General features: G+C 59.4%; 15 protein-coding genes. 7 read left to right on the top strand and 8 right to left on the bottom strand.

Annotation, left to right across the window (positions count from 1 at the left end):
* Positions 1 to 2 precede the first annotated feature (2 nt).
* Both ACR0MI_RS14640 and ACR0MI_RS14635 read left to right on the top strand, forming a co-directional pair.
* Positions 3 to 563: a pyridoxamine 5'-phosphate oxidase family protein gene (locus ACR0MI_RS14640; RefSeq protein ID WP_170615326.1), complete on the top strand. Its 561-nt coding sequence runs from the start codon at positions 3 to 5 to the stop codon at positions 561 to 563.
* Positions 553 to 1,239 carry a DNA alkylation repair protein gene (locus ACR0MI_RS14635; protein ID WP_170615324.1) on the top strand — a complete coding sequence of 229 codons (687 nt, stop codon included), beginning with the start codon at positions 553 to 555 and terminating at the stop codon, positions 1,237 to 1,239. The genes ACR0MI_RS14640 and ACR0MI_RS14635 overlap by 11 nt, the downstream gene beginning before the upstream one ends.
* Here the strand turns inward: ACR0MI_RS14635 and ACR0MI_RS14630 are convergent.
* Positions 1,227 to 1,643 carry a hypothetical protein gene (locus tag ACR0MI_RS14630; protein ID WP_170615322.1) on the bottom strand — a complete coding sequence of 139 codons (417 nt, stop codon included), beginning with the start codon at positions 1,641 to 1,643 and terminating at the stop codon, positions 1,227 to 1,229. The two genes, ACR0MI_RS14635 and ACR0MI_RS14630, sit on opposite strands and share 13 nt — an antisense overlap.
* Before the next feature lie 90 nt (positions 1,644 to 1,733).
* On the opposite strand from ACR0MI_RS14630, the gene moaA reads away from it, so the two are divergent.
* Both moaA and ACR0MI_RS14620 read left to right on the top strand, forming a co-directional pair.
* Positions 1,734 to 2,741: a GTP 3',8-cyclase MoaA gene (gene moaA / locus ACR0MI_RS14625; RefSeq protein ID WP_170817066.1), complete on the top strand. Its 1,008-nt coding sequence runs from the start codon at positions 1,734 to 1,736 to the stop codon at positions 2,739 to 2,741.
* Position 2,742: 1 nt separating this feature from the next.
* The gene (locus ACR0MI_RS14620) at positions 2,743 to 4,038 is read left to right on the top strand and encodes a 3-deoxy-D-manno-octulosonic acid transferase (RefSeq protein WP_170615318.1); all 1,296 of its coding nucleotides are present in this window, start codon (positions 2,743 to 2,745) and stop codon (positions 4,036 to 4,038) included.
* Positions 4,039 to 4,132: 94 nt separating this feature from the next.
* Here the strand turns inward: ACR0MI_RS14620 and ACR0MI_RS14615 are convergent, their stop codons facing one another.
* From ACR0MI_RS14615 to ACR0MI_RS14600, 4 genes are read right to left on the bottom strand one after another with little or no spacing between them, the layout of a single operon-like run.
* A complete protein-coding gene (locus tag ACR0MI_RS14615) occupies positions 4,133 to 5,296 on the bottom strand; it encodes a M20 aminoacylase family protein (protein ID WP_170615316.1) in 1,164 nt (387 codons plus the stop codon).
* Positions 5,297 to 5,314: 18 nt separating this feature from the next.
* On the bottom strand, positions 5,315 to 6,481 hold the full coding sequence (locus tag ACR0MI_RS14610) for a M20 aminoacylase family protein (RefSeq protein WP_170615314.1): 1,167 nt from the start codon (positions 6,479 to 6,481) through the stop codon (positions 5,315 to 5,317).
* Positions 6,482 to 6,532: 51 nt separating this feature from the next.
* Complete coding sequence (gene argE, locus ACR0MI_RS14605; RefSeq protein WP_480854726.1) at positions 6,533 to 7,699, bottom strand: acetylornithine deacetylase; 1,167 nt, start codon at positions 7,697 to 7,699, stop codon at positions 6,533 to 6,535.
* Positions 7,700 to 7,704: 5 nt separating this feature from the next.
* Positions 7,705 to 9,525: an ABC transporter ATP-binding protein gene (locus tag ACR0MI_RS14600; protein WP_170817067.1), complete on the bottom strand. Its 1,821-nt coding sequence runs from the start codon at positions 9,523 to 9,525 to the stop codon at positions 7,705 to 7,707.
* Between the two features lie 285 nt (positions 9,526 to 9,810).
* Here ACR0MI_RS14600 and ACR0MI_RS14595 point away from each other — a divergent pair, with 285 nt between their 5' ends.
* The 3 genes from ACR0MI_RS14595 to ACR0MI_RS14585 all read left to right on the top strand — a co-directional run bounded on the left by ACR0MI_RS14595 (position 9,811) and on the right by ACR0MI_RS14585 (position 13,592).
* Positions 9,811 to 11,517 (top strand): peptide ABC transporter substrate-binding protein, encoded by a 1,707-nt coding sequence (locus ACR0MI_RS14595; RefSeq protein ID WP_170615308.1) that lies wholly within the window; start codon positions 9,811 to 9,813, stop codon positions 11,515 to 11,517.
* 94 nt (positions 11,518 to 11,611) lie between these two features.
* Positions 11,612 to 12,619, top strand: a complete 1,008-nt coding sequence (locus ACR0MI_RS14590) for an ABC transporter permease (protein WP_170615306.1) — start codon at positions 11,612 to 11,614, stop codon at positions 12,617 to 12,619.
* On the top strand, positions 12,612 to 13,592 hold the full coding sequence (locus ACR0MI_RS14585) for an ABC transporter permease (RefSeq protein ID WP_170615305.1): 981 nt from the start codon (positions 12,612 to 12,614) through the stop codon (positions 13,590 to 13,592). Before ACR0MI_RS14590 ends, ACR0MI_RS14585 begins: the two co-directional genes overlap by 8 nt.
* Positions 13,593 to 13,598: 6 nt before the next feature.
* Here ACR0MI_RS14585 and ACR0MI_RS14580 read toward each other — a convergent pair whose 3' ends face one another.
* The 3 genes from ACR0MI_RS14580 to ACR0MI_RS14570 form a co-directional block, all read right to left on the bottom strand.
* Positions 13,599 to 14,735 carry an MFS transporter gene (locus ACR0MI_RS14580; RefSeq protein ID WP_480854721.1) on the bottom strand — a complete coding sequence of 379 codons (1,137 nt, stop codon included), beginning with the start codon at positions 14,733 to 14,735 and terminating at the stop codon, positions 13,599 to 13,601.
* A gap of 71 nt (positions 14,736 to 14,806) precedes the next feature.
* The gene (locus tag ACR0MI_RS14575) at positions 14,807 to 16,084 is read right to left on the bottom strand and encodes a DUF3422 domain-containing protein (protein ID WP_170615304.1); all 1,278 of its coding nucleotides are present in this window, start codon (positions 16,082 to 16,084) and stop codon (positions 14,807 to 14,809) included.
* A gap of 106 nt (positions 16,085 to 16,190) precedes the next feature.
* The gene (locus ACR0MI_RS14570; protein ID WP_170615303.1) at positions 16,191 to 16,547 is read right to left on the bottom strand and encodes a VOC family protein; all 357 of its coding nucleotides are present in this window, start codon (positions 16,545 to 16,547) and stop codon (positions 16,191 to 16,193) included.
* Positions 16,548 to 16,689 lie beyond the last annotated feature (142 nt).

Genomic DNA, 16,689 nt, shown 5'->3' with positions numbered 1-16,689 from the left:
CAATGTCCAAACAATTCCCGGAACTGGACGCCGCCCAACGCAAGTTCATCGAAGACCAGCACATGTTCTTCGTTGGCACCGCAGGGCCTGAAGGTCGCGTCAATATCTCGCCCAAGGGCATGGATTCATTACGTGTTCTTGGGCCCAACCGGATCGTCTGGATGAACCTGACCGGCAGTGGCAACGAAACCGCCGGTCATTTGCTGCAGACCAATCGCATGACGCTGATGTGGTGTTCCTTCACCACGCGCCCGCTGATCCTGCGCACCTATGGCACTGCACATACCCTGCACGTCGGCGACGATGGCTGGGACGAACTGGCCGCCCTGTTCCCCACTCATCGCAGCGCGCGGCAGATCTATGACCTCAGCCTCGACATGGTGCAAACATCCTGTGGCTACGCGGTTCCGTTCATGGAATTCCAATCGGACCGCGACACGATGCAAAAGTGGGTCGACGGAAAATCCGACGAGGACATCCGTGCCTATTGGGTCGACAAGAACCACTCCACGATTGACGGCCACCCCACCCGTGCCTTGGAAAAGGGCGGCGATGCCGGATAGCTATCTCAACCAGATCAAGGCTCATGCCGACCCCGAGCGCGCAGACCAGATTGCGGCCTATCACAAGGTCGAGCGTCCTTATCTGGGGGTTGCCAATCCGGTTTTGAACGACCTCACCAAGTCGTGGCGGCAAGAGCTGGATGTTTCTGATCGCGTAGAAGTGGCGGACGCTCTGTGGCAGAGCAACATTCACGAGGCTCGTCTTGCTGCTGCCAAACTGCTGACGCAGGCCCGTATCCGGCCAGATCAGGCGGTCTGGGAACTGCTGCACAGCTGGTTGCCGGATTTTGACGCCTGGGCGGTGGCCGATCACGCCTGCATGGCAATGCAAAAGCGCCTTACAGCAGACCCCGAACGGCTGGATCAGGTGGAGCTCTGGACCACCTCAGACCACATGTGGACCCGCAGGGCTGCTCTGGTCGCCACCCTGCCCTGGACCAAGCAAAACCACCCCAAACCCGACGATCTGCAACGCCGCGACCGTATTCTGGGTTGGGCTGCGGGTTATGTTCCCGATCGTGACTGGTTCATTCAGAAATCTGTCGCCTGGTGGCTGCGCGAACTGTCCAAACACGATCCGTCCCGCGTCATTGCGTTTCTGTCCGCGCATGGCAGCCAGATGAAGCCGTTTGCCCGCCGCGAGGCCGGAAAATACCTGAAAGATCAGTTGGAATAGACTTCAAGTTCGACCAGAGCGTCGAGCGGCAACAAAAGTGCCCGCATTGCATCCAGCGACAGACGGCTGCCCCCGCTTTCAGGTCCCGGTGCCGGAACCAGCGCAATATAGGCCTGCGCCCCCGTACTTGGGACCAGAACACGGCCCGTAAACTCGGTCTCGACCAAAGGGGTTTCCATCCAGCGTCCCGGCGTCGTGGGATCACCCAGCGCGGCGACGGTCGTTCTGGCGCCGATCCAACCAGCCGCAGTGGCCGCAACAGGTTCCGGTTCGACCGCGTCCCCGGCAGTCGCAGCATCCTGTTCGGCAGCGCCATCGCCACCGCCAAAAACCCGGTCCGTCGTTGACCGAACCGCGTCACATCCCGCCAGCAAAGCGCAAAACACCAAAACCGCATATCTCATGGCCACAACCTATCGATCTGTGCCCATCTATGCCAGCGCAAAGGAAACTTCACCCTTGTCGCGGGCAGGCCGCAGCTTTACCTATGTCGCATGACAGCTCCTCTTATCGACCCGTTTGCGCGCGCCATCACCTATCTCCGTGTTTCCGTCACGGATCGCTGCGATTTCCGCTGCGTCTATTGCATGTCCGAAAACATGACGTTCCTGCCCAAGAAGGACCTGCTGACTCTCGAGGAGCTGGATCGCATGTGTTCGACATTTGTCCGGCTGGGCGTCGAAAAGCTGCGCATAACCGGCGGGGAACCACTGGTGCGCCGTAACATCATGAGCTTTTTCAACGCCATGACCCGGCATCTGGACAGCGGCGCGCTGAAAGAGCTGACACTGACAACCAACGGATCACAGCTAAACCGTTTTTCCGAGGATCTGTATGCCGCGGGCGTGCGCAGGATCAACGTGTCGCTGGATACGCTGGATGACGACAAATTCGCCCGCATCACCCGTTGGGGACGCCTGAAACAAGTGCTGAACGGCATTGATGCCGCACAAAAAGCCGGATTGCGGATCAAGATCAATGCCGTGGCTCTGAAAGGCTTCAACGAGGAAGAACTGCCGCGCATCACGCAATGGTGCACCGAGCGTGACATGGACCTGACCTGGATCGAGGTCATGCCGATGGGGGACATCGGCAACGAAGATCGTCTGGATCAGTACTGGTCACTCAAGGATGTACGGGCCGAATACGAAAACCAATACCGGGTCACCGATCTGGCCGAGCGGACCGGCGGCCCTGCGCGCTACGTCCGGCTCGAGGAAACGGGGCAGAAGATCGGCTTCATCACGCCGCTCAGCCACAATTTCTGCGAAAGCTGCAACCGCGTGCGGCTGACCTGTACGGGCGAGCTGTACATGTGCCTGGGCCAGGAAGACATGGCCGATCTGCGCGATCCGCTGCGGGATCATCCGGATACGGAACAACCGCTCGAAGACGCGATCCGCGCTGCGATCAACCTCAAACCCAAGGGGCATGATTTCGACTATTCCCGTCAGGCGGTAGATGGCCGGATGAGCCGCCACATGAGCCACACAGGCGGCTGACATGCCGCGCCGGAACGGCCAGACACTGCTTTATCGATTGTATTGCGGCCTGACCTCAATTGCCGCACCGCTTGTCTGGCGTACCGTGCGCAACAAGCTGCAGGCTGCAGGGGTTCCCCAGGCACGGCAACAGGAACGCCTCGGCCACGCAAGCCAGCCCCGTCCAGATGGCCGCCTGGTCTGGTTTCACGCCGCCAGCGTCGGAGAAAGCCTGTCCGTTCTCAGCCTGATCAATCGGCTGGCGGAGAAGCTGCCAGATGCGCATTTCCTGATCACATCCGGCACTCCGACCTCGGCGGCCCTTATCGAAAAGCGGCTTCCGCCCAGAACGCGCCACCAGTACCCGCCGCTGGACACAGGCGGCCCCGTCAGACGGTTTCTGGCCCATTGGAAGCCCGATGCCGGGATCTTCGTCGAAAGCGAAATCTGGCCGCACCTGATTGTCGAGGCCTCGCACCTGGGAATGCCGCTTGCCCTGCTCAATGCCCGACTGTCGGATAAATCGGTCGCTGGCTGGAAAAAGCGTCCGCGAACAGCACGGTTCATCCTTGAACAGTTTCGCTTGTTTTTGACCCAGAACGACAAGGCGGCGGCCAACCTGCTGGCCATGGGGGCCCAAGCTGACCGGGTCAAGCCCGGGACCAACCTCAAGTCGATGTCCGACCCCCTGCCCGTGAACAAGGAAACGCTGACCAGCATCCGCAGCCAGATTGCCGGGCGGCCGGTCTGGATCGCCAGTTCCACCCATGCCGGAGAAGAGGAAATCGTGCTGGCGGCCCACGCGCAATTGCTGGAAAGCTGGCCCGACCTGCTACTCCTGCTGATCCCCCGCCATCCTGAACGGCGCGCAGATTTCGGCGCATTGATCCAGCAGGCCGGCTTTTCCATGTCGCTGCGCTCTGCCGACATGCCGATCACGGCAGACACGCAGGTCTACGTCGCCGATACCCTCGGCGAAACCGGAACATGGTATGCCTTGTGTCCGATCGTATTTTTGGGCGGCTCGCTCAAGGAAATCGGCGGTCACAATCCGTTTGAACCGGCACAGGCCGGCGCGGCCGTCATTACCGGGCCGGGGTATTTCAACTTTGCCGAAACATTTGCGCCTCTGATCGAAAGTGGCGGCACAATCGAGGTGCGGACAGCACAAGACCTTGCCACGGCCGTTACCACTTGGCTGAGCGACAAAGTGGCATTAGCGGAAGCCCAAAGCGCCGTCAAATCCTGCGTGAACACTCAAAAATCGGCGCTGGACGACGTCACAGATACACTCTGCAAGTATCTTTCTCTCACGTGATCGCCCGCGGGGTCCACGCTTCATCTGGCTAAAAATATCCCGGGGGAGGCGCGCCATGGGCGCGACGGGGGCAGAGCCCCCATCGCCTTTGCCGTCAGGCGGTCGGCATCCTTTGCTCGACAATCTCGGCCCACCAACTGCATCCTGCCGGAATGGCCTCATCATTGAAGTTGTATTGCGGGTGATGCACCATCGCCGTGTCGCCGTTGCCAACCAGAATATAAGCGCCCGGACGTTCTTCCAGCATAAAGGCAAAATCCTCGCCGCCCATGACCAGAGGTGCCTCCTCGCAAGCGCCTGAGACTGAACGCGCCACGTCCGCCGCAAAATCGGTCTGCTCGTCGCTGTTCACCATGACCGGATAGCCTCGGATATAGGTCACATCAGCGGTCCCACCGTAAGTCGCGGCAACGCCGTTGCAGATTTCGTTGATCCGTCGCTCAGCCAGATCCCGCATAGCATTGCTCATGGTGCGCACGGTTCCCTTGATCTGAACCGTCTGAGGGATCACGTTGAAAGCCTTGGAGGAGGTTTCGAACGAGGTTACGGATACCACAATCTGATCGACCGGATCGGCATTACGCGAAGCGATGGTCTGCAACGCCAAAACTGCATTGGCGGCCAGGACGGTCGTATCAACAGTTTCATGTGGTTTGGCCGCGTGGCCGCCAAGGCCTTCGAACGTGATGTCGAACTGGTCAGTAGCTGCAAAGAACGCACCCGGACGGATCGCAAACGACCCTACGGGCTTACCAGGCCAGTTGTGCATTCCATAGACTTCCTGAATATTCCAGCGATCCATCATGCCATCTTCGCACATCTCGCGCCCGCCGCCGCCGCCTTCTTCGGCAGGTTGGAAGATGACCACAACCGTTCCATCGAAATTGCGGGTTTCAGCCAGATATTTTGCGGCCCCCAACAACATCGCCGTATGCCCGTCATGGCCACAGGCATGCATGGCACCCGGAGTTTTCGATGCATAGTCCAGCCCGGTCGCCTCATGGATCGGTAGCGCATCCATATCCGCCCGAAGTCCGATGACCTTGCCTTTGGTATCCGACTTGCCCTTGATCACGCCAACAACGCCGGTTCGCCCGATGCCGGTTACAATCTCGTCACAGCCGAATTCCTTCAGCTTGTCGGCGACCACCGCGCTGGTGCGATGCGTTTCGAACAGTATTTCCGGATTTTCATGAAGATCCCGTCGCCAAGCGGTGATTTCTTCCTGCATCTCGGCAAGGCGGTTCTTGATAGGCATGTCATTCTCCCCTGTGTGTCATGCGACAGGCATTCGTCGTTCCACCACTTCCGCGTACCAACTGCAGCCCGCGGGTATGGCTTCGTCATCAAAGTTATATTCAGGATGGTGGCACATGGCGGTGTCCCCATTGCCAACAAAGATGTAGGCGCCCGGCCGTTCTTCAAGCATGTAGGCGAAATCTTCCGACGGCATGATCGGATCGACGCTATCATTCACCTTGCCGGCAACAGCCGCCGCAGCTTCGGCAGCATAGCCTGTTTCCGCATCGGTATTGACAGTCGCCGGGTACCCCGGCGTCCAGATCACTTTTGCCGTTGCACCAAAGGCCGAGGCCGTGTCCTCGGCGATCCGGCGCACCCGCTCTTCCGCGATGGCGCGATACTCGGGATCCAGCGTTCGCACCGTGCCCTGCAGCCGCACCGTGTGCGCGATCACGTTTGACGCAACGCTATCAGTCACGAAGGTACCGACCGTCAGCACCACACGCTTGATCGGATCGACGGTGCGCGACACAACCGACTGCAAAGCCACGACTATATGAGATGCGACAAGTGTTGTGTCCACCGCATCATGCGGCGCGGCGGCGTGCCCGCCCTTGCCCATCACAACAATCTCGAACTCGTCGGACGAGGCCAGCAAGGCACCAGGTCGAATGGCGAACTCTCCCACCGGAAGACCCGGCATATTGTGCATGCCGTATACTTCCTGAATGCCCCATCGTTCCATCAGGCCATCCTGACACATCGCCAATCCGCCCGCGCCGCCTTCTTCGGCGGGCTGGAAAATCAGAACAACGGTCCCATCAAAATTCCGGGTCTCAGCCAGATACTGTGCCGCCCCCAGCAGCATCGAGGTATGGCCGTCATGCCCGCAGGCATGCATCTTGCCCGGCACGATCGAGGCATAGTCGAGCCCGGTTGCCTCTTCGATGGGCAGCGCATCCATATCGGCGCGCAGACCCACGACACGACCCTTCGTGTCGGTCCGCCCCCGGATCACGCCAACAACGCCTGTTTTGCCGATACCGGGCGTAATCTCATCTACGCCAAACGCTTTCAGGCGCTCTGTTACAAAGGCGGCCGTTTCGTGGACGTCATACATCAATTCTGGATTGGCATGCAGATGGCGGCGCCATTTGGTGATCTCGCCATGCATTTCGGCTAGCCTGTTTTTGACGGGCATTTTCATCCTCCTGTGACAAGAGTTTCAATATCGACCAAATGGCCACAAATCTCAGGCGCCGAGCTTGTTTACCAGCCGCTCCATAAATCTGTGACCTTCATTGAACTGTGCAATCGTTATGAACTCGTTCGGCTGATGGGCCTCTGCAATATCGCCGGGGCCGCAAATAACCGCTGAATAGCCCGCTTCCTGAAACTGCCCCGCTTCAGTCCCGTAGCTGACAACATGCGAGGCATTGTCCCCCGTCAGGGATCGCACCAAGGCCTCGGCCTCTCCATCAGGTTCGGGCACCAGCGCCGGTACTGCAAAATCCTCGGCCACGTCGATGCGCGCTTCCGGGTGGACCTGCTGCATCCGGGCTTCGATCTGCCGCACCTGCTTCAGATAGTCCGTTCTCCAGTGCGATGCCTGTTCACCGGGCACCACTCGGAAGTCCATCATGAACCGGCAGTCCTTGGCAGTGATATTATGCGCTGTTCCCCCTTCGATCATCCCGACATGGCAGGTGGTCCAGGGCGGGTCGAATATCGCGGCGACATCACTCGGTTCGGCTGCCATGTTCTCGGCATTACGATCGTTGGCCCAATCGATCAGCGGCGCCGCCGACATGATCGCGTTGACCCCGGTATGCATGATCGAGCTGTGGACCTCAAACCCGACAACATGTGTATCATACCCGAAGCTGCCCTTGTGGCCCGTGACGGCCTGCATCATCGACGGCTCGCCCACGATCACGGCGGATCCCTTGGGCAGAACCTCCTGCATGGCTTCGATCATCGGCGGGGCTCCGGTGCAGCCAACCTCCTCATCAAAGCTCAGCGCCAGTTGCAGAGGTCGTTTGAGATCCGCGTATTGCGCCTCGACCAAAGCCCAGATGGCCAGTGCGTCAAAGCCCTTCATGTCGCAGGCTCCGCGCCCGAAATATTTGCCGTCTCTTTCAACAACAGTGAACGGGTCGCTGTCCCATGACTGCCCGTCAACGGGCACGACATCGGTATGGCCGGACAGGACAACCGCCCCTTCCTGCCAGGGGCCGACATGGGCCAGTAGGGCGGCTTTGTGTGGCTGGTTCGGATCGGGCCAGCGATGCGACGTGATGCCGTGGCTGGCCAAGTAGGCTTCGACCCAGTCCACCAGAGGCAGGTTGGTCTCACGGCTCACCGTCGGGAACGAGATCAGGCGCGTCATGATCTCAAGCGGCGTCAGGCGGTGCGGCATGGGGATCAGTAACCGCTATCCGTGGTTAGGACGAAGTGACTCGGCTCGACCTCGCGGTATTCTGAAGGTTCGGGTTTATAGCCGATTGGATGAATTGGCGACGGGATCGGCTTGAAATTCAGATCCTTTTCCGATTTCCGCTGGTTCGGATCGGCAATCGGAACAGCCTTCATCAGCGCCTGAGTATAGGCGTGCTGCGGGTTCTCGAACACCCGGGCACGCGGGCCAAGTTCGACAATGCGGCCCAGATACATGACGCCGACATGGTGGCTGACCCGCTCGACCACGGCCATGTCGTGGCTGATGAACAGATAGCTGAGGCCAAGTTCCGACTGAAGCTCCATCATCAGGTTCAGAACCTGCGCCTGGACCGATACGTCAAGCGCCGATACCGCCTCGTCCGCGACGATCAGTTTGGGGTTCAGCGCCAGCGCTCGGGCAATCGCGATCCGCTGCCGCTGACCACCCGACATCTCGTGCGGGAAACGACGCATGAAGCTGCGCGGCAACTGTACCTTGTCGAACAGTTGCGCCACACGGTCCTGCAACTCCGAGCCGGACGCGACACCGTAGTTGCGCATCGGTTCGGCCACCTGATCGATCAGCTGCATCTGCGGATTGAGCGAGGCGAACGGGTCCTGAAAGATCATCTGCATATCCAGCCGCGCTTTGCGCAGACCCGCAGAATCCAGTTTCATGATATCAAGGCCATCCAGATTGACCTCACCTGCCATCGGCTCGACCAGCCGCAGGATCGACCGACCCGCCGAAGATTTGCCGCACCCTGATTCGCCCACAAGGCTCAGCGTCTGGCCCTTGTTCAGGGTGAACGAAACGTCTTCGACCGCGTGCACATTGGAAATCGTGCGACGCAGCAGCCCCCCCTTGACGGGGAACCGGGTGGTCAGGTTCTTGACGGACAGCAGAACTTCTTCAGTGCCGGGGATTGGCGCGATGTTCTGCCCTTCGACACCCAGCAGCTTCATCGGTTCCGGAGCCGATTTTCCCTGCATTTCGCCCAGTTTCGGAACAGCGGCCAGCAGCGCCTTGGTGTAATCGTGCTGCGGATTCTCGAAGATTTCCTTGACCGTGCCCTCTTCGACCTTGTTGCCGCGGAACATGACCACGACGCGGTCGGCCATCTGCGCCACAACCGCCATGTCATGGGTGATGAACATCACCGCCGTGCCGGTTTCCCGCTTGAGCCGGTCCATCAGCGCGAGGATCTCGGCCTGAATGGTCACGTCCAGTGCTGTGGTGGGTTCATCGGCGATCAGCAGGCGCGGCTCGCAGGCCATGGCCATGGCGATCACCACCCGCTGGCGCATGCCGCCAGACAATTCGTGCGGATATTGCTTCAGTCGCCGTTCGGGTTCCGGAATGCGGACCTGACGCAGCAGTTCCAGCGCGCGGTCCTCGGCCTGCGACTTGGACAGGTTCTTGTGGATCCGCAACCCTTCGGTCAACTGCCGGCCGACGGTAAAAACGGGGTTCAGCGCTGTCATCGGCTCCTGAAAGATCATTCCGATCTCGTTGCCGCGAATCTGTTTCATCAGATTCTGATCGGCCACAGACAGGTCCATTTCGGTCTTGTCGCGCCGGTCAAACAGCAGTTGCCCACCCGCGATCTCACCACCGCCGAATTCCACCAGCCGCATCAGCGACAAAGACGAGACCGATTTCCCCGACCCCGATTCACCAACGATACATACGGTTTCGCCGGGATGGACCGAAAACGAGACATCTTCGACCCCGACCACCGGACCATCCTTGGTCTGAAATTCGACCCTGAGATTCTTGATCTGGGCAATAGGCTGATCCAGCACGCGCACGCTCCCCTTGGCGGCTTGTTATTTTTGAATGCCAAACGCTAAGGCGGCAGGAAGGGAAAAGTCAAACGCATTGCAGGTTTTCCTTAAGGCAAGGCTTGCAATTTTCCAAAACTCTGTTTCGATACGCCGCGTAACCGTTTTTGGGAGATGGCGGAATTCGCGAAGCGTGGCTTGCATACATGTTTCTTTTCAGCGCCTTACATTCCCACACGGCAACGCCAAACCCGCAGGCCTTGCGGAGATAATCGAGACACGAATGTGTCCAACATGGAGTGTATGATGAAAATCAAAACCCTTTTGCTTGGTGCGATTGCAAGCACAGCGATGGCCCCGATGGCCTTTGCCGAGCGCGGATCGGACGGCAATGTCAGCATCATTTACTGGCAGGCACCGTCGATCCTGAACCCGTTCCTTTCGGGTGGCACCAAGGATGTGGAGTCGGCCTCGCTGGTGATCGAACCGCTCGCCCGCTACGACCAGGACGGCAACATGGTGCCTTATCTGGCATCGGAAATTCCAACCGTTGAAAACGGCGGTGTCAGCGAAGATCTGACCTCGATCACCTGGAAAATCGCACCGGGAATCACCTGGTCGGATGGTAGTCCGTTCACTTCTGCGGACGTGAAATTCACCGCTGACTACTGCATGCACCCCGAAGGTGGCTGCGCGCAGGTGACCAAATTCGAAGGCGTCACATCGGTCGAAGCCGTGGACGACCTGACCGTAAAAGTCACGTTCGATGCACCGACCCCGTTCCCCTATGGTCCGTTTGTTGGCGGCGAAAGCCCGATCATTCAGGCCGCACAGTTTGCCGACTGCCTGGGCGCGAAAGCCCCCGAATGCACCGAGCAGAACTTTAACCCGATCGGCACCGGCCCGTTTGTCGTCACCGAGTTCAAGCCGAACGACGTGATCACCATGAAGGCCAACGACAACTACCGTGATCCGGCAAAACCTGCCTTTGCGACGCTGACCTTCAAAGGTGGCGGTGACGCAACTGCAGCGGGCCGCGCGGTGATGGAAACCGGCGAGTTTGACTATGCCTGGAACCTGCAGCTGGCACCCGAGGTGATCCAGCAGATGCAGGAAGGCGGCAAGGGCACTCCGGTCGCAGGCTTCGGCCCGCTGGTCGAGCGCATCATGCTGAACCAGACCAACCCGTCGCCCGATCTGCCGGAAGGCGAGCGTTCGACTGCTGCGCATCCGCACCCGTTCCTGCAGGATCCTGCGGTTTACAAGGCGATGTCTCTGGCAATCGACCGTCCGCTGCTGGTGGAAATCGGCTATGGCCAGGCCGGTCAGGTCACTTGTAACTGGGTTCCGGCCCCGGCTGCCGTGAATTCGGACACCTTTTCCTGTGACACGCAGGACATCGAAGGTGCGAAGAAACTGCTGGATGACGCGGGTATCGTAGACTCTGATGGCGACGGCGTTCGTGAAAAAGACGGCGTTCCGCTGAAGATCGTCTACCAGACCTCGACCAACGCCGTCCGTCAGGACTTCCAGGCGCTGATCAAGGAATGGTGGAGCCAGATCGGTATCGAAACCGAGCTGCGCAACATCAACGCGTCGGTCTTCTTCGGCGGTGACCCGGGTTCGCCCGACACCTTCCAGAAGTTCTATGCGGACGTTGAAATGTACGCTAACACCTTCAACGGCACCGACCCGCAGTCCTATCTGGGCAACGGCCTGTGCGACAAGGCTCCCAAGCCGGAATCGCAGTGGCAGGGTGAGAATATCAGCCGCTTCTGCAACGAAGAATTCGACAAGCTGCATGGTCAGCTGGCCGAAACCGCCGGTGCGGAAGAGCGTGCGAAAATCGCCCGTCGTCTGAACGACATCATGGTAGAAAACGGCGGTATGATCCCGCTGGTGCACCGTGGCCGTCTGTCGGCGCACGCAAACACCCTGGGTGGCGTGATCCTGAATGTTTGGGACAGTGAGCTGTGGAACGCAGCAGACTGGTACCGCAAGACCGGATCCTAAACATCAAGTTGCAAAGCTGCGCCCCGATCTGTATCGGGGCGCGGTCATTTGCACACCACTCCAACAAGAAGACGCACAATAAAGGCGCCTTTTGATGCTCAACTTCACCATCAGACGACTGATTCTGGCCGTTCCGACGCTCCTGTTCATCAGTCTCGTCATCTTCCTGCTGCTTGAACTCGCACCCGGCGATCCCATGGCGCAGGTTCCGCTTACCGTCCCTCCCGAAGTCAAAGAGAAGATGCGCGAGGCGCTTGGCCTCGGGCAGCCGATGCATATCCGGTTCTGGAAATGGATCGTGCAGTTCTTCTGGATTGAACCGCAGGTGTTGATCGACTCGATGTTCGGCACGACCTTCTCCGAAGGCGATCTGCGTGTGATTTCGTGGCAGACCCGCTCGCCCGTCATGGACATCGTCGTTCAGCGTATCCCGCAGACCCTGTGGGTCGTCGGCACCGCCTATGTGGTCGCCATCCTTATCGCGCTGCCCATCGGCATCTATTCCGCATACCGCCAGTATTCCTGGTTCGATCAGATGGGTACATTCGTGTCGATGGTCGGCTTCTCGGTCCCGCCTTTCTTCTCGGGCGTGCTGGTGATCGTGATCTTCTCGGTCCAACTTGGCTGGTTCCCATCTATCTATGACACAACACATGTGGTCGACAGCTGGGACAGCTTTGTCGTGCAGCTGAAGCAGATGATCATGCCTGTCATGGTTCTGGCGCTTCAGATCACCGCACAACTCAGCCGGTTCATGCGCGCCTCGATGCTGGATAACCTCAACCAGGACTACGTCCGCACCGCCCGCGCCAAGGGCCTCAGCGAATACACCGTCGTGATGGTCCACGTGCTGCGCAACTCGATGATTCCAGTTGTCACCGTGATTGCTCTGGGCATTCCCGCCATATTCGGCGGCGCCATCATTACCGAGCAGGTCTTCAAGGTGAACGGCATCGGCCAGTTGCTGATCGGGGCCATTCAGGCCAATGACCTGCCGATGGTGCAGACCCTGACTTTCATCTTCGCCGTCCTGATCGTGCTGTTCAACCTGATCGCAGACGTCCTGTATGGCATTCTGGACCCGAGGATTCGCTATGACTGATCATGATCGCACGGATTCTCTGGTTCCGGACGAAGGGCTTGCCCCGGCCTCGACCGCTCTGCCAACGGCAGACGTGCTGGAGGAACTGGCCACCCCGCCCCGCAGTCAGTGGCGCGATGTCTGGGATCAGTTCAAGACCCACAAGGGCGCGATGATCGGGGCCGTCCTGTTTATCTTCATCGTGGCCGGCGTCTACATTGGTCCTTATCTGTGGAGCATCGACCCGACACAGATCGACATCCGGTCCCGCAATCAGGGGCCAAGCTGGTCGCATCCGTTTGGAACGGACCAGTTGGGCCGTGACATTCTGGCCCGTATGATGTCAGGCGGGCAAACCTCGGTCTCCGTGGGCATCACCGCGATGTTGCTGGCGTTGTTCCTGGGATCTTTCATCGGCGTTCTGGCCGGGTTCTTCAAACAGCTGGACGGGCCGTTGATGCGCCTGACCGATCTGTTCCTGGCCCTGCCCCTGCTGCCATTGCTTCTAGTCATGATGCTGCTGTTCCGAGAACCGCTGTCAGCGGCATTCGGGCTGGAGCGCGGGATTTTCATCCTGATCGTCGCCGCAATCGGCGTCACGTCGTGGATGCCGACCGCACGGATCGTGCGCGGAGATGTTCTGGCGATCAAGGAGCGGGAGTTCGTTCTGGCCGCGCGCTCGATCGGGACAAGCAACGGACAGATCATCACGCGGCACATCCTGCCCAATGTGCTGTCCCCGATCATGGTCTCCGCCACGCTGGGCATCGCCACCGCGATCATCACCGAAAGCGCACTGTCCTTCCTGGGCCTGGGCTTTCCGCCGGACTTCCCGACCTGGGGCCGGTTGCTGTTTGACGGTGTCGACTATCTGCAGCAATACCCCGAACGCGTGTTCTGGCCCGGTCTTGCGATCTCGCTGACGGTGCTAAGCGTCAACTATCTGGGTGACGGTCTGCGCGACGCTCTGGACCCGCGTATTCGCGGACGTTGAACCAAGTCAGCCGGCGCGTTTCAGCGCGCCGGCCAACACGACGATCAGTACCGCCAGCGGTATCAGCACCGAAAACGCCATTCTCAGGCCAAACAATTCGGCCAGAAACCCGATCAATGGCGGCCCGATCAGCAACCCGCCATATCCAAGCGTTGCAACACTGGCAATTGCCTGTCCGGGGGGCACCAGCGGGTCATTCGCGGCGCGGCTGAATGCCAAGGGCATGATGACGGCATAACCGATCCCCATCAAAGCAAAGCCGAACAAAGCCAGCGAGGTCGCCGCAGCGGATACCACGCAAAACACCCCGATGGCCGCACAGACACCTCCGAATCTTGCGATGCTGACCGGCCCGAACCGGGCTATGAACACACCACCCGCCAGTCTGAGCGCAACCATCGCGACCGAAAACACCGCATAACCCAACGCCGCAACACCTTCGGTCGCTTCCGTGACATCGCGCAGGTAGACCGCGCTCCAGTCCGCGACCGCTCCCTCGCCCAACGCACCACACAGGGCCGCAATTCCAACAAGAACCAAAGCACCGGACGGCCATGCAAAAACGGCGCCGCCCGCGCTCTCCGACAGTTTTGACGTCCAGCGCACCCATGACAGGGCAAGCGCAAAGCCCACGACAATCCCACCTGCCAGCAGGAAATGAGTGATCACGGTCAGCCCCATCTGGACCGCCATGTAACCGCTGAGCGCCCCCAGCCCGGCCCCAAGGCTCCACATCGCGTGAAACGAGGACATGACGGGTTTATCATAAGCCTGCTCTACCTCGGCCGCCCAGGCGTTCATCGCCACGTCCATCGACCCGTGGAATGCCCCAAAGATGAACAGAAACACAGCCAGCGCCCAGAAACCGCCTGCCAGAGCCAGAAGGATCAGCGAAAGCGTGTAGAGAACGGCAATCACACGCGTGATAACGACAGCTCCGAAACGGTCGGTCAGACGCCCCGTCACTGGAAATGAACACACCGCCCCTGCCGCCATGAACAGCAAGCCATAACCCAACGCCTCGTGCGTCAGCTCCAGCCTGTCACGCACCGCGGGGATGCGCGATGCCCAGATGCCGAACAAGGCACCGTTCAGGATGAACATGGCCGCGACGGCGCGCCATGCGACCACAATTCCGGTCACGAAAAACCCCTCTTGCCGGGCAAACCTGCCAGCCCCGTTCTACAGGCCTGATGGATTTTGGCAAACGTGATCTAGGACAGCCGCTTGCGGATATGGCGAACACCGACCCAAACGCCTGCGACAACCGGCAATGTCACGGCGGCCGTCAGCATCCCCTTGCTGATGCCCGCGCTCGTCAGCGGATACAAAAGATAGCTGACCAAAGACACCGCATAATAGCTGATTGCAACAACCGACAAACCTTCTACCGTGTGCTGAAGTCGCAAGGCCAGATCCGCGCGACGATCCATGCTTTCCAGCAGCGCCTGGTTCTGCGCACTTCGTTCCACATCCACCCGTGTCCGCAGCAGGTCGCCGGCGCGGATAGCCCGGTCCGACAAGGCTTGCAGGCGGCGCTCGGCCGACTTTACGGTGCGCATAGCCGGGTCATAGCGGCGCATCATGAAATCGGCAAAAGACTGGCCGCCCTCGAACCGTTCCTCACGCAGGATTTCGATCCGTTGGTTGACGATGGCTTCATAGGCGCCCGACGCTCCAAAGCGGAAAGAGGATTGGGCCGACAGGGTTTCCAGTTCGATCGACGTGGACAGCAGTTGCGGCAACAACTCATCCGGCTTGGACGAACTGACAGTCATCTGCCTCATCAACTCCGTCAGCTTCCCGTCCAGTTCGCCTATGCGCGGCATCAGCTGTTTCACCCGTGCAAAGCCCAGCATGGACATTGCCTTATAGGTCTCGATTTCACACAGACGCTGAATGATACGGCCAGTCCGGCGCTGATTGGTCCCGTCACGGACAAAAACGGCAAAGCGCATATGACCCGCCGGGTCGATGCGAAAATCGCTGGCGCAAATGGCGGCGTCATCCAAAACGCGGGCCACCGCCAGGCTTTCCGGTTCGAACCAATCCGCAAGCATCGGCTTCACGGAGTCATCATCTTTGCATTCCACCACCCGCAGCATCGCCGAGGTTACGCGCTGACCGGGGCTTGCCATCAGCCAGTCGGGCGGAAAAATTTCGAAGTCCGCCGGATTGAACGGGCGGTCACTGACATTCTGCGCAATGGCCGTATACGTGACGAATTCAGCGTGCTGTTCCCATTTGAGCCAGTGGCGCCCGATCTGTCCGGCATAATGCGTGGCCCCGGGCTGCGGATGCGGTGCCCCGTGGCGGTTCAGCAGATCCGTCAGATGCGCAACATCTTCATCACGATCCCGCGCTGCCGCCGCAACGGGCTTCTTGATGGCCAGAAACACCACCGTACAGGGCGTTTTCGCCACCGGAAACGGGCGCGCGTGCAATTCATTGGCCAGCGCATAGCGCAGCGGATGATCCTGGATGGGCGTCATTGTTAGCTCCCTGACTCCGGGCCACTATACCCTGCATTCAAAATACATCAATTATTGTTTTATTTCATATACTTACATGAATACCTTCGCATACAGTGGCGCTATCCTATTGATTTGGCTGCCAGAGCTCGATCGGATTGCCTTCAGGGTCGCAAATACGAGCGAACTTCCCGACCTCACTGTCCCACTCATCGCGGGTTTCGACCTGGATGCCTGCTGCCTCAAGCTGAGCGATTAACGCTGCCAGATCATCGACGCGGAAGTTGATCATCCACTGTTGCTCTGACCGGCCGAAATATTCGGTCTTCTGATCGAAAGGCGCAAACACCGTGTGCCCCTCGCGCTGTTTCCAGGGGACAGGATCGTAGTGATTGACCCCCAGATGGGTCTCGTACCACGCGGACAGCGCTTTCGGATTACGCGCGCGGAAAAACACACCGCCGATGCCGTTCACCTTTTCCATCAACGCCTCCTGTCAACAACCTGGCCCGCCCAGCCTAGCACGCCCCGCCTGCTTCATCTGACCAAAAATATCATGGAGGTCAGGAGGCAAAGCCTCCTGCATACAAAAAAAGAAAAGGGCGCCGTCTGGCGCCCTTTGCAAT

Source organism: Ruegeria sp. D4 (assembly GCF_056534475.1).
The sequence above is the reverse complement of the archived record's forward strand: the minus strand, read 5'-3'. Positions and strand labels throughout refer to the sequence as shown.